Annotated in this window: 12 protein-coding genes; 11 read left to right on the top strand and 1 reads right to left on the bottom strand. The window is 69.1% G+C overall.

The features are described from left to right. Positions 1-211 precede the first annotated feature (211 nt). Positions 212-1,027 carry a TetR/AcrR family transcriptional regulator gene (locus AC4HOU_RS20580; protein ID WP_490724954.1) on the top strand — a complete coding sequence of 272 codons (816 nt, stop codon included), beginning with the start codon at positions 212-214 and terminating at the stop codon, positions 1,025-1,027. Positions 1,028-1,097: 70 nt separating this feature from the next. Beyond that, a complete protein-coding gene (locus tag AC4HOU_RS20585) occupies positions 1,098-2,609 on the top strand; it encodes a leucyl aminopeptidase (RefSeq protein WP_194989900.1) in 1,512 nt (503 codons plus the stop codon). A gap of 561 nt (positions 2,610-3,170) precedes the next feature. Here AC4HOU_RS20585 and AC4HOU_RS20590 read toward each other — a convergent pair. Next, on the bottom strand, positions 3,171-3,524 hold the full coding sequence (locus tag AC4HOU_RS20590; RefSeq protein WP_490724955.1) for an oxidoreductase: 354 nt from the start codon (positions 3,522-3,524) through the stop codon (positions 3,171-3,173). A gap of 247 nt (positions 3,525-3,771) precedes the next feature. Here AC4HOU_RS20590 and sucB point away from each other — a divergent pair, with 247 nt between their 5' ends. From sucB to AC4HOU_RS20635, 9 genes are all read left to right on the top strand, one after another. Next, positions 3,772-5,592, top strand: coding sequence for a 2-oxoglutarate dehydrogenase, E2 component, dihydrolipoamide succinyltransferase (sucB, locus tag AC4HOU_RS20595; RefSeq protein WP_490724956.1), 1,821 nt, complete (start codon positions 3,772-3,774; stop codon positions 5,590-5,592). 15 nt (positions 5,593-5,607) lie between these two features. Continuing rightward, on the top strand, positions 5,608-6,510 hold the full coding sequence (locus AC4HOU_RS20600) for a TIGR01777 family oxidoreductase (protein ID WP_490724957.1): 903 nt from the start codon (positions 5,608-5,610) through the stop codon (positions 6,508-6,510). After that, positions 6,507-7,094 (top strand): GNAT family N-acetyltransferase, encoded by a 588-nt coding sequence (locus AC4HOU_RS20605; protein ID WP_163816779.1) that lies wholly within the window; start codon positions 6,507-6,509, stop codon positions 7,092-7,094. Before AC4HOU_RS20600 ends, AC4HOU_RS20605 begins: the two co-directional genes overlap by 4 nt. Positions 7,095-7,104: 10 nt before the next feature. Further along, a complete protein-coding gene (gene lipB, locus AC4HOU_RS20610; RefSeq protein ID WP_490724958.1) occupies positions 7,105-7,869 on the top strand; it encodes a lipoyl(octanoyl) transferase LipB in 765 nt (254 codons plus the stop codon). Continuing rightward, positions 7,866-8,882, top strand: a complete 1,017-nt coding sequence (lipA, locus tag AC4HOU_RS20615) for a lipoyl synthase (RefSeq protein WP_163816783.1) — start codon at positions 7,866-7,868, stop codon at positions 8,880-8,882. Before lipB ends, lipA begins: the two co-directional genes overlap by 4 nt. Positions 8,883-8,942: 60 nt before the next feature. Further along, the gene (locus AC4HOU_RS20620) at positions 8,943-9,881 is read left to right on the top strand and encodes an SMP-30/gluconolactonase/LRE family protein (RefSeq protein ID WP_490724959.1); all 939 of its coding nucleotides are present in this window, start codon (positions 8,943-8,945) and stop codon (positions 9,879-9,881) included. A 103-nt stretch (positions 9,882-9,984) separates the two neighbouring features. Further along, entirely contained in the window at positions 9,985-10,863 is an 879-nt protein-coding gene (locus tag AC4HOU_RS20625) for an ABC transporter ATP-binding protein (protein ID WP_490724960.1), read from the top strand. Beyond that, entirely contained in the window at positions 10,860-12,038 is a 1,179-nt protein-coding gene (locus tag AC4HOU_RS20630; RefSeq protein ID WP_194992590.1) for an ABC transporter permease, read from the top strand. The genes AC4HOU_RS20625 and AC4HOU_RS20630 overlap by 4 nt, the downstream gene beginning before the upstream one ends. 225 nt (positions 12,039-12,263) lie before the next feature. Then, the gene (locus AC4HOU_RS20635; protein ID WP_014350045.1) at positions 12,264-12,386 is read left to right on the top strand and encodes a hypothetical protein; all 123 of its coding nucleotides are present in this window, start codon (positions 12,264-12,266) and stop codon (positions 12,384-12,386) included. Positions 12,387-12,690: the final 304 nt, after the last annotated feature.

Genomic DNA, 12,690 nt, shown 5'->3' on the forward strand with positions numbered 1-12,690 from the left:
GCCATCATTTCGTCACACTGCCTACTGTGTGGAAATGGCGGCTTCGACGACATCCGACGCCAGCACGCACCTAACGCGCAGGCCCGGCCGCGCACCATCCGCGCGCGGCCGAACCGATCGGACGACGGCAAGCGGCCCGCTCCCGAGGGCATCGGGCGGCGTTGCCGGGGCGATCACGGAACACGCCGACCGTGCGCCCTCGGACGCGTGCGTGACCTGCGGAGCTGCCCTCGCCCATCCGGCCCGCGGTCGCCGTCGCCGCTATTGCTCGCGCGCCTGCCAAGCCCGCGCCTACCGGGCGCGACGTGACGCGCTCACGCCGGCGCATCGCGCCGCACCCACCCGCCGCCGCGCCTCGGGCACACCGCTGACCGCCGTCACCATCGCCCGGACCGCGGTCGATCTGGCCGACCGGTTCGGCCTCGACGGCCTGTCCACTCGCCGGCTGGCCGGCGAACTCGGCGTTGCCACCGCCGCGCTGTACCGCCACTACGCCGACCGCGAGGCCCTCCTGGCCGCGATGACCGAACTGGTCTTGGCCGAGGTACCGCCCCCGCCACCGGAGCTGACCGGATGGCGCGAGCTCGTCGCTCATGAAGCACACCAGGAATGGCAGCTCTACCAGCGTCATCCATGGTTGCTTCCGGTACTGGCGCGCACCAGGCCACCGGTCGGTCCCGCCCTGTTCGACATGCTGGAGCGCACGTTCAGCGCGCTGGACCAGCCGTCCATGACGCCGCACGAGATCCTGTCGATCTACCTCGCCCTATCCGGTGTGGTGCAGGGCATCGCGCTGATGTGGAGTGCGGAGTACGTCGAACGCGCGCTGGACCCGGATGCCCATCTCGCTGAGCAGGTGCACGCCGACTTGGCCGAGCTGCTCGATCCGGCCGCACGCCCGGTGATGCACAAGCTGTTCGGCGACACGGGTCCCCCCGACATCGATTTCGACGGCGTGATCGAGGCGGGCATCGACCTGCTGCTCGATGGTGTCGCCGCCCGGTACCGGCGAAACTCCGCGCCCTGACCCGCGCCGCTGCCGTGGATTCGCCCGAGGTCGCGCTCGCCGATCGAGGCGCCGCCGCTAGCCTGAGGCCATGACCGCTGTCGCTGATCGCCCGCTGGGCCCCGAACTGCATCGCACCGAATCCATCGGCCCCGACACCGATGTCCTCGTCATCGGGCTGACATCCTCCGAGGATGGTCCGGCCATCGTGCCCGAGGACCTGTTCAGTGACGTGCTCGGTCCCGAGGTGCGCGCGGAACTGCTCGACCAGCTCGGCGCCGTCGGCGCCAAGGGCAAGGCCGAGGAGCTCACCCGCATTCCCGCGCCCGCCGCGCTCGACAACGTCACCAGCGTGCTCGCCGTCGGTCTCGGCAGCCCCGACAAGCTCGACGCCGAGCAGATCCGCCGCTCGGCCGGTGTCGCCGCGCGTTCGCTGTCGGGCACCGAACTGGTGTCGACCACCCTGTCCGGGCTCGACCTCGCCGCCGCGGCGGAGGGCTTCTACCTGGGCGCCTACTCGTTCACCCCGTTCCGCTCGGACAAGACGGCACCCAAGCCCGACGAACGTCCGGTGGTGCGCGTCGAATTGCTGGTGCCCGACCCGGGTTTCGGCATCACCGAACTCTTGCGCGCGCAGCTGGTGGCCGAAGCGGTCGCCACCGCACGCGATTTCGTCAACACCCCGCCCAGCCACCTCTACCCCGCCGAGTTCGCCGCGCGCGCCCAGGTGCTGGCCGAAGCCGCCGGGCTCGAGGTCGAGGTTCTCGACGAGAAGGCTTTGGAGGCAGGCGGTTACGGCGGCATCATCGGCGTCGGCAAGGGCTCCTCGCGCCCGCCGCGCCTGGTGCGGCTCACCTACGAGGGCGGCCCGAAGAAGGTCGCGCTGGTCGGTAAGGGCATCACCTTCGACACCGGCGGTATCTCCATCAAGCCGGCGCAGAACATGGAGAACATGACCTCGGACATGGCCGGCGCGGCCGCGGTCGTGGCCACCGCGCTGCTCGCGGCGCGGCTGAGCCTGCCGATCACCGTCACCGCGACCGTGCCGATGGCCGAGAACATGCCATCGGCCACCGCCCAGCGTCCCGGCGATGTACTCACCCAGTACGGCGGCACCACGGTCGAGGTGATCAATACCGACGCCGAGGGCAGGCTCATCCTGGCCGACGCCATCGTCCGCGCCGGCGAGGACGAGCCGGATTACCTCATCGACGTCGCCACCCTCACCGGTGCGCAAATGGTCGCCCTCGGAACCCGCACCCCCGGCGTGATGGGCACCGACGATTTCCGCGATCGCGTCGCCCGCATCTCGCGCGAGGTCGGCGAGAACGGCTGGGCCATGCCGTTGCCCGCCGAACTGCGCTCGGACCTCAACTCCAAGGTCGCCGATCTGGCCAACGTCACCCCGCATCGGTGGGGCGGCATGCTCGCGGCCGGGCTGTACCTGAAGGAGTTCGTGCCCGAGGGGGTGCAGTGGGCGCACGTCGACATCGCGGGCCCGGCCTACAACACCGGCGGCCCGTTCGGCTACATCGGCAAGGGCGGCACCGGCGTTCCGGTCCGCACGCTCATCGCGGTGCTCGAGGACATCGCCGCGGAGTAGTGGGCACGACCAGCCGGGGCGGCGTCCCAGACGCGCACGCCGCCCCGGCAGGTATGCTTTTCGCCCGCATTGGAGCGACAATTCAGCGACTTCGAGCGACAGTCGCGCGAGTTGTCGCTCAGATGCGGGCGAAACGTACTTCCTGTCCCCGGCCGCGGGCAGCTCCCGGGCAGCCGATGCGGTGATCATGCTGGGACAGCACGGGAATCCTGGTTGCTTCGGTCCCCGGGAGCTACGTGGATCGACGGCCCCGCGCCCTGCCGGCACCCGGGCGACAGCCGGCCCCGCGACCAGTCGGCCCCTCGGACAACGGCCGATCCCACACCCTCCCGGCCCCTCGGACGACAGCCGATCCCACGCCGTATCGACCCCTCGGACAACAGCCGATCCCATATCCTCCCGGCCCCTCGGACAACGGCCGATCCCACACCCTCCCGGCCCCTCGGACAACGGCCGATCCCACACCCTCCCGGCCCCTCGGACAACGGCCGATCCCACGCCGTATCGGCCCCTCGGACACCGGCCGGTCCCCTGATCCACGCCCGTCAGCCGTGCACTCCGCTAGAGATCCTCGAGATCCCGTTCGATCTGACGTTTCCGCTCGATCCGCCGCCGCGCGTCGTAATCACGCATCCGCTGCGGGTAACCGGTCTTGTGCACGTCGTAAACGGGAATACGCAGGTCGCGGGCGAGATTCCGGGCGCCGCGCTCACCGATGGCCCGGCGCGTCCATTCGCCGTCGGCGGCCACCAGCACCACGGTCACGTCGGTGATCGTCGTCTTCGGTTCGATGAAGCCCTCGACGCCGGTGTGAGTGTGTACCCACTCGGCCAGATAGCGGGCGTCATTTCCGTACCCGCGAGTAGCTTTCACCTGCTTGCGCGCACCCCGGCGGAAACGATCGAGCAAACCCACGCGCGCTGACCTCCTCGTCCCCCGCCGGAACCGTCGTTGTTACCGGTAAGTCCATATTGCCAGTTCCCGGCTGAGGGACGCCCTCTGCGACGTCGCGAGCCCATAAGTGCAAGGATGGTTCCCGGTACAAGAACCACACGGACCCCCGGAGCCACGCGCGGCCGGTATTTCGCCACGACCCGCGGCGAGCTACCACCGGGGTACGAACTGTTGTAGACCCGTCGAGCAGTCAGAGGAGTCAACGGACATGGCCTTCTCCGTCCAGATGCCCGCTCTTGGTGAGAGCGTCACCGAGGGAACGGTGACCAGGTGGCTGAAGCAGGAAGGAGACACGGTCGAGGTCGACGAGCCGCTGCTCGAAGTCTCCACCGATAAGGTCGACACCGAGATCCCGTCCCCCACGGCGGGTGTGCTGTCGAAGATCGTCGCCCAGGAAGATGATGTCGTCGAGGTCGGTGGCGAACTCGGCATCATCAGCGATGCGGGCGAGGCCGCCGCTCCGGCACCGGCCGAGGCCCCCGAACCCGCCGCCGCCCCGGAACCGGCCCCCGAACCCGAACCCGCCGCGCAGGCGCCGGCCGAGCGGGCTCCGGCCGAAGAGGCCCCGGCTCCCGCCGAACAGGCTCCCGCCGCGCAGACGTCCGGCGACGCCGCCTCCGGCACCCCGGTGAACATGCCCGAACTCGGCGAATCCGTCACCGAGGGCACCGTCACCCGCTGGCTCAAGGCCGTCGGTGACGAGGTCGCCGTCGACGAGCCGCTGCTCGAGGTCTCCACCGACAAGGTCGACACCGAGATCCCGTCCCCGGTCGCGGGCACGCTGCTGGAGATCACCGCGCAGGAAGACGACACCGTCTCCGTCGGCGGACAGCTCGGCGTCATCGGCAGCGGTTCGCCCGCCGCCGCGCCGGCTCCGGCACCTGAGCCCAAGCCCGAACCCAAGCCCGAGCCTGCTCCGGCGGCTGCCGCCCCGCAGCCCGCACCGGCCCCGGCTCCGGCTCCGGCTCCCGAACCCAAGCCCGCACCGGCCCCGCAGCCCGCGCCGGCTCCGCAGCCCGCACCCCCCGCACAGCCCGCGCCCGCCCAGGCTCCCGCCGCCACGGCACCCGCCCCCGCCGGCAACGGCGCCACGCCGTACGTCACTCCGCTGGTGCGCAAGCTGGCCGAGGAGAACGGCGTGGACCTGTCCACGCTCACCGGTTCCGGTGTCGGTGGCCGCATCCGCAAGCAGGACGTGCTCGCCGCCGCCGAGGCGAAGAAGGCTCCGGCTCCGGCCGCCGCCGCACCCGCCAAGGCTGCTCCGGCCGCGAAGGCGCCGGCCGCCGCGAAGCCGGAACTGGCGCATCTGCGTGGCACCACTCAGAAGGCCAACCGGATCCGGCAGATCACCGCGACCAAGACGCGGGAATCGTTGCAGACCACCGCGCAGCTGACCCAGGTGCACGAGGCCGACGTCACCAAGATCGCGGCCCTGCGGGCGCAAGCCAAGGCCGCGTTCAAGGAGCGCGAAGGCGTCAACCTGACGTTCCTGCCGTTCTTCGCCAAGGCCGTGGTCGAGGCGCTCGGTGTGCACCCGAACGTCAACGCCAGCTATGACGAGGGCACCAAGGAGATCACCTACCACGCCGCGGTGCACCTCGGCATCGCCGTGGACACCGAGCAGGGCCTGCTCTCCCCGGTGATCCACAACGCCAGCGACCTCTCGCTTGCGGGCCTCGCGCGCGCGATCGCCGATATCGCCGATCGTGCCCGCAACGGTGGTCTCAAGCCCGATGAGCTGGCCGGCGGCACCTTCACCATCACCAACATCGGCAGCCAGGGCGCGCTGTTCGACACCCCGATCCTGGTTCCGCCGCAGGCGGCCATGCTCGGCACGGGTGCGATCGTCAAGCGTCCGGTCGTGGTCACCGACGAGACCGGCAACGAGTCGATCGGCGTGCGCTCCATGTGCTACCTGCCGCTGACCTACGATCACCGCCTCATCGACGGTGCCGACGCGGGCCGATTCCTCACCACCATCCGGCATCGGCTCGAAGAGGCGGCGTTCGAGGCTGACCTCGGCCTGTAACCGGGAAGGTCACGCATGAAGGTCGTGATCGCCGGCTCGTCCGGATTGATCGGGACGGCGCTCGTCGCGGCATTGCGCCGCGACGGGCACCAGGTCGTCCGCTTGGTGCGCCGTCCGGCCGCCGCGGCGGACGAGTACGTGTGGGATCCAGCCCGCGCCGATCTGGACGAGCAGGCGTTACGCGGCGCCGATGCCGTGGTGAACCTGTGCGGGGCGAGCATCGGCACCCGCCGCTGGACCGGCAGCTACAAACAGGAGCTGCGTGACAGCCGGATCACCCCGACCGACGTGCTGGCCGCCGCCATCGCCTCCGCCGGGGTGCCGGTGCTGATCAACGCCAGCGGCGTGCACATCTACGGTGGCGAGACCGGCGACCGCGTGGTGGAGGAATCCACCCCGCCGGGCACCGGTTTCCTGGCCACCCTGTGCCGGGATTGGGAAGCCGCGACGCTGCCGGCCAGCGCCGCGGGCACCCGCACCGTGCTGTTGCGCAGCGCCGTGGTGCTGGCCCGCAACGGCGGCATGCTCGGCATGCTGAAACCGCTGTACCAGCTCGGGCTGGGTGGGCGGCTCGGCAACGGGCGCCAGTACACGCCGTGGATCTCGCTGGACGACGAGATCGGCGCGATCCTGTTCGCACTGACCAACGACGCGATCTCGGGGCCGATCAACTCCGTGGGCCCCGCGCCGGTGACCAATGCCGAGTTCAATCGCGCGTTCGGCCGCGCGGTGCACCGGCCCACACCGCTGGTGGTCCCCGCGTTCGCGCTGCGCGCGGTCCTCGGCGAATTCGCGCAAGAGGGAATCCTGCACGGCCCGCGCGCGATTCCCACCGTGTTGGAGGCGGCGGGATTTCAGTTCCAGCACCCCACCATCGGTGCGGCGCTCGCGGCGGCGGTAGGCGGTAACCACCGATGACGCTGGACACGCGCTCTGCCACCGTCATCCGCGACGCCACCGACGGTGACCTGCTGGCGATCCTCGATATCCACAATCGCGCCATCGCCGAAACCACCGCGATCTGGGACGAGGAACTGGTCGGCCTCGACAACCGGCGGGCCTGGCTGCGCGAGCGCACCGAGGCCGGGCGTCCGGTGCTGATCGCCGAGGTCGACGGCGAACTGGCCGGTTACGCCAGTTACGGAACGTGGCGGCCGAAGTCCGGATACCGGCACACCGTGGAGAATTCGGTGTACGTCGCCGACCGTTTTCATCGCCGCGGTATCGCTTCGGCGCTGCTCACCGAGCTGATCGCGCGAGCGCGCGCCGCGGGCGACGTACACGTCATGGTGGCGGCCATCGAGGCGGGCAACACCGGTTCGATCGCGCTGCACGAGCGTTTCGGCTTCCGCACCGTCGGCGTGCTGCCCCAGGTCGGCATCAAGTTCGGCCGCTGGCTGGACCTCACCCTCATGCAACTGACGATCGGTCTCGGCGATCCCGCGTCGTGGCCCGCCGGCAGCGACGACACGCCCGCGTCCGACCCACAGCGACTGGCGTAACGTCGTGACCGTGAACCACACGCGCTCCGTCACCCGGTCGGCTCGCTTCGACACCACACCCGTCGTCGTCGAGAACCTGGGACTCATCGACTACCACCAGGCCTGGGATCGCCAACGCGAGATCGCCGCCCAGCGCGCCGAGGGAATCGGCGCCGATCATCTGCTGCTGCTGGAACACCCGTCGGTGTTCACCGCGGGCCGCCGCACCGAAGCCGAGGACCTGCCCATCGACGGCAGCCCGGTGGTCGAGGTGGACCGCGGCGGCAAGATCACCTGGCACGGGCCCGGACAGCTGGTCGGTTATCCGATCATCCGGCTCGCCGAACCCGTCGACGTCGTCGACTACGTGCGTCGCCTGGAAGAAGCGCTCATCACCGTGTGCACCGGTCTCGGCGTCAGCTGCGGCCGCGTCGAGGGCCGCTCCGGGGTCTGGTTGCCAGCCGCGGGCCCGCTCGCCGAACGCAAGATCGCCGCCATCGGTGTGCGGGTGCAGCGGGGCGTGGCCCTGCACGGCATCTCGCTCAACTGCAATTCCGGGATGGAAGGGTTCAGCGCGATCATCCCGTGCGGCATCCGCGACGCCGGCGTCACCACCCTCTCGCGCGAGCTCGGCCGCGACGTCACGGTCGACGAGGTGCGCCCGCTGGTGGCCGAGGCGATTGTTGCCGCGTTGAACGGAGAAATTCCCGTTCAGCCGCACGATATCGAACATCTCACACCCGGGGATACGGCAGGCGCATCCGCCGATCCCACCGGCGTAAGGTCGAACTCGTGACCTCAGCACAAGCACCGGCAGGCCGAAAGCTGCTGCGCATCGAGGCGCGCAACGCGGAGACCCCGATCGAGCGCAAGCCCAAATGGATCCGCACCCGCGCCACCATGGGCCCCGAATACTCCGAGCTCAAGGGCTTGGTGAAACGCGAAGGCCTGCACACCGTCTGCGAAGAAGCCGGCTGTCCGAACATCTTCGAATGCTGGGAAGATCGCGAAGCCACCTTCCTCATCGGCGGTGAACAGTGCACCCGCCGCTGCGATTTCTGCCAGATCGATACCGGCAAGCCGGCCGCACTGGACCGCGACGAGCCCCGCCGCGTCGCCGAGAGCGTGCAGGCCATGGGGCTGCGCTACTCCACCATCACCGGCGTCGCCCGCGACGACCTCGATGACGGCGGGGCCTGGCTCTACGCCGAAACCGTGCGCGCCATCAAGGCGTTGAACCCCAACACCGGCGTCGAACTGCTGATCCCCGATTTCAACGCCAAGCCCGATCAGCTCGCCGAGGTCTTCTCCTCGCGCCCGGAGGTGCTGGCGCACAACCTGGAAACCGTGCCACGCGTGTTCAAGCGCATCCGCCCGGCCTTCCGCTACGAGCGTTCGCTGGAAGTGCTCACCGCTGCCCGCGAGGCCGGCCTGGTCACCAAGTCCAACCTGATCCTCGGCATGGGCGAGACCCCTGACGAGGTCACCCAGGCCATGCGCGACCTGCACGAAGCCGGCTGCGACATCCTCACCATCACCCAGTACCTGCGCCCCTCCCCTCGGCACCATCCCGTCGACCGGTGGGTGAAGCCGGAAGAGTTCGTGGAGCACTCGAAGGTGGCCGAGGAGATCGGTTTCGCCGGCGTGATGGCGGGGCCGCTGGTGCGCTCGTCGTACCGGGCCGGGCGCCTGTACGCGCAGGCCATGGCGCATCACGGACGCGACATCGCGCCCGCGATGGCCCATCTCGCCGACGAAGGTACGGCCTCGCAGGAAGCCAGCTCCGTACTGGCGCGCTTCGGCAGCTGACCAGCTCCGCGAACTGCGAAAACTCCGTCGAGCGCGGGTGCCCTGTGATGGGATGTCCCCATGAAGACACTCGCAGCGGGTATGGCAATCGTCTCGGCCGCGATGTTCTCCACTCTCGCGGCAGGGAGCGCGCAGGCGGCGCCGATCTGTCCCGGCGCCGGGCAACCGACGTCGGTAGCGGCCTCGGTCTCTGGCGCACTGGAGGGCTTGACGGTCGACGATCGCGGCCGTGCGTTCACCACAGACCTCAACACCGGGCGCGTCTACCGGATCGACGCTCCGGGCGCCCCGGCCGTCCCGATCGCGACCGTGCCCAGCGGCGGAGCGGGCGCTTTGGCCTGGACCCCGCGCGGCACCCTGCTCGTGGGCTACGGCGCTGACGCTCGAGTGGCGCTCGGCGATACCCTCCGCCACGCAGGCATCGTCGAAATGGACCCGAACACCGGCGCATTCACCCCGTTCGCCGCGGGCCTCAGCGCCGCCAACGGCATGACCACCGCACGCGACGGGAGCGTCTACGCCACCAACGACTTCGGTTCGCTGATCGGCAAAGTCCATCCGAACCGCGCGGTCCAACCCGACTGGGCCTCCTTCCCGAGCGCGAACGGCGCCGTCCTCGACCGCAACGACGAATTCCTCTACGTCGGGCGAACTTTCGCCAACCCCGGCGTCAGCCGGATCCCGGTCGCCAACCCCGCGGCCCCGCAATCCCTGCTCGACCTCACCGGCGCGGACGCGCTCTCCGCTCCCGATGGGCTGACCCTGGATTCGGCCGACCGTCCGGTCGTCCCGCTGAACACCGCAGGCCAGGTGATCCGCATCGATGCCCCGAACCAGTACTGCCTCCTGAGCACCGGCAACCCCCTCACCAGCGTCGTCACCTACGGCCGCGGCAGCCAAGGCTTCTCCACCGGCCGCCTCTTCGCCGCAACCTTCACCGGCGTGATCTACGAAATCGCCGGCGGCTTCGACCCGAATGCCCGCACCGCGGCTCCCTAACGGGCGTGGCCAGACTTCCAGCGCCGGGTACACCGGATCCACCCAGTACTCTCGAATTCGGAGTTCGTAGCGCCACAACCGGACGACGAAGTGGGGATCCCAGATGCTGGAAGTCGCACACCTGGTGCGCAGATTCGGCGACAACACCGCCGTAGACGACGTCTCTTTCGCCGTCGCCCCCGGAACGATGACCGGCTTCGTCGGCGCCAACGGCGCGGGCAAAACGACCACGATGCGGATGATCATGGGTGTCCTCGCGGCGCATGGCGGCGAGATCACCTGGAACGGCCGCCCGGTCACCGCCGATGATCGCCGTACGTTCGGCTACATGCCGGAGGAACGCGGCCTCTACCCGAAACAGCCGGTGCGCGATCAACTCGTCTACCTGGCACGACTGCGCGGCCTTTCCCCCTCCGAAGCCAAACACCAGGCCGCCGACCTGCTGGAACGGTTCTCCCTCCAGGATCGCGGCACCGACAAACTCGAATCGCTGTCACTCGGCAACCAGCAGCGCGTCCAGATCGCGGCCGCCCTCATCGCCCATCCCACCGCGCTGATCCTCGACGAACCGTTCTCCGGTTTGGATCCGGTCGCCGTCGACGCCATGGCCGACCTGCTGGGACAGTACGCCGCACGCGGCGTGCCGGTGCTGTTCTCCTCACACCAACTCGACCTGGTGGAGCGGCTCTGCGACCACCTGGTCATCCTCGCGAACGGCCGCGTCGTCGCCGACGGTTCGGCCGAGCAGCTGCGCGCCGCCGGTCCGGTCCGGCATCGGCTGCGGATCAGCGGTGACACCGGCTGGCTGCACGAATTCGGCGGCGTCCGAGTGGTGGAGAGCAACGCCTCGACCGCCCTGCTGGAGCTGGACGGCATCAGCACCGACGCGCTGCTCACCGAAGCCCTCATCCGCGGCTCGGTGCACGAACTGGCCGAGGTCCGACCGTCCGTTGCCGAGATCTTCCGCGAGGTGACCGCATGAGTACCGCACCCCGACGCGCCTGGCTGATCGTCGCGCAGCGCGAGATCGCGGTGAAACTGCGCGACCGGAACTTCCTGATCTCCACCGTCATCACCATCGTGGCGATCGTCGCATCGCTGGCCGTCAGCGGTTTCCTGTCCAGCCGCACCGACAAGATCGATGTGGCGATCCTCGATCCCGCTGCCGGCCAGGTGATCAGCACCGCCGATGTCATCGCCGAACACGCCGACGCCGACGTCGACTTCACCGCGCACCGCGTCGCCGACGAGGCCGCGCTCGAACAGCAGGTGCGCGACGGCACTGTCGACGCGGGCCTGGTGGCCGATCCCGGCGGCTGGCGACTGATCGGCGACACCTCCGAAAACGACGACGTCAAGACCTACGTCACCGCCGCCGCCCAGCAGATCGCGTTGGAGCACAACGCCACCGCCGCCGGGGTCACGCTCGAACAACTCGCCCGCGGCAGCGCCGTCAGCTACGACCTACTCGACGAGGCGGCCGTCGATGCCGGGCTCGCCACCATCGTCGCGATCGTGTTCGCGTTCCTGTTCTATCTGTCATCGATCCTGTTCGGCATGTCCATCGCGCAGAGTGTGGTGGAGGAGAAGCAGAATCGCATCGTCGAGATCCTCGCCAGCGCTATCCCGGTCCGCCAGTTACTGATCGGCAAGGTCGCGGGCAACACCGTGCTGGCGTTCGCTCAGCTCACCCTGTTCGTCGTCGCCGGCCTGATCGGTTTGGCCGCCACCGGCCGGGCCGGTCAGGTGGGGCAGATCGCCGGTGCCGCGGGCTGGTTCGTCGTCTTCTTTGTCGTCGGATTCCTCGCACTGGCCGGGCTGTGGGCGGTGGCCGGCTCGTTGGCCACCCGCAGTGAGGATCTCCAGTCCACGGCCACGCCGATGACCATGTTCGTCATGATCGTGTTGTTTGCTGGAATTTTCCTGTCTGGTACAGCGCGTGTCGTGGCGTCCTATGTGCCCATCGTGTCGATCGTCGCGATGCCCGCCCGGCTCGCCGAGGGCACCGCCTCGTGGTGGGAACCCATGCTCGCTTTGGCCCTGATGGCAGTCGCCACCTACGGCATCGTGCTCGTCGCCGAGAAGGTCTACCGACGCTCCCTGATGCAGACCCAGCGCCGCCTCACCTTCCGTCAGGCCCTCGCCGTCGAGGACTGATCCCCTTCGCCGCCCCCAATTCCAGGGGCGTGACCTGCGTTTCAGCTGACTGAGCGGCCTTTACATCCCATGACCCGACAAAGTGTGAAACAGCCCCTTGTCAACACAAACGGTCGCTTGCTATGTTGCCCACGTCACAGTAGAGACCCTTACGTGACCTACCTCTCGGTTCCGTTCGTCCTGCCCGAGAGGTTTCGCACCAAGTCTCAAAGAAGGAGATTCGCTATGGGTTCGCTCAGCGACCTGCTCGGCGCATTGATTCCCGCACTCGGCTCGGCCGTGGCCGGCGACGGCCTGCTCGACGTCTTCCTCGGTTCGCTCGAGGGCCTCAAGACCTTCATCGCCTGACAACCGGGCATCTCATCCCCCGGGTCCATTGGACTCGACCTTTACGAACGCTAGGAGAAGACCATGGGATCGCTCATCGACATTCTGGGCATGGGTACCGCGAGCCTCGGCGAGCACGGCACCAATATCGTGAACGCGCTGATCACCCTGAGCGGTGGCACGCCCGCCCCCGGCAAGTAGTCCCCAGGCAACGATCCGGGGGCGCCCGCGTACGCGGGTGCCCCCGATCTTCATGTGATCGGTAGTTGACGATGAATCTTGGCAGGTTGCGCGGAATCACCTCGGCCGCTTGCGCTTTCGCATT

The organism is Nocardia sp. JCM 38205 (assembly GCF_058222935.1).

What these genes read in the sequence shown, in the direction of transcription:
- AC4HOU_RS20585 (WP_194989900.1), top strand. Translation starts at nt 1,098, where the DNA reads ATGACCGCTGTCGCTGATCGCCCGCTGGGCCCCGAACTGCATCGCACC.
- sucB (WP_490724956.1), top strand. Translation starts at nt 3,772, where the DNA reads ATGGCCTTCTCCGTCCAGATGCCCGCTCTTGGTGAGAGCGTCACCGAG.
- AC4HOU_RS20600 (WP_490724957.1), top strand. Translation starts at nt 5,608, where the DNA reads ATGAAGGTCGTGATCGCCGGCTCGTCCGGATTGATCGGGACGGCGCTC.
- AC4HOU_RS20605 (WP_163816779.1), top strand. Translation starts at nt 6,507, where the DNA reads ATGACGCTGGACACGCGCTCTGCCACCGTCATCCGCGACGCCACCGAC.
- AC4HOU_RS20620 (WP_490724959.1), top strand. Translation starts at nt 8,943, where the DNA reads ATGAAGACACTCGCAGCGGGTATGGCAATCGTCTCGGCCGCGATGTTC.
- AC4HOU_RS20625 (WP_490724960.1), top strand. Translation starts at nt 9,985, where the DNA reads ATGCTGGAAGTCGCACACCTGGTGCGCAGATTCGGCGACAACACCGCC.
- AC4HOU_RS20630 (WP_194992590.1), top strand. Translation starts at nt 10,860, where the DNA reads ATGAGTACCGCACCCCGACGCGCCTGGCTGATCGTCGCGCAGCGCGAG.
- AC4HOU_RS20635 (WP_014350045.1), top strand. Translation starts at nt 12,264, where the DNA reads ATGGGTTCGCTCAGCGACCTGCTCGGCGCATTGATTCCCGCACTCGGC.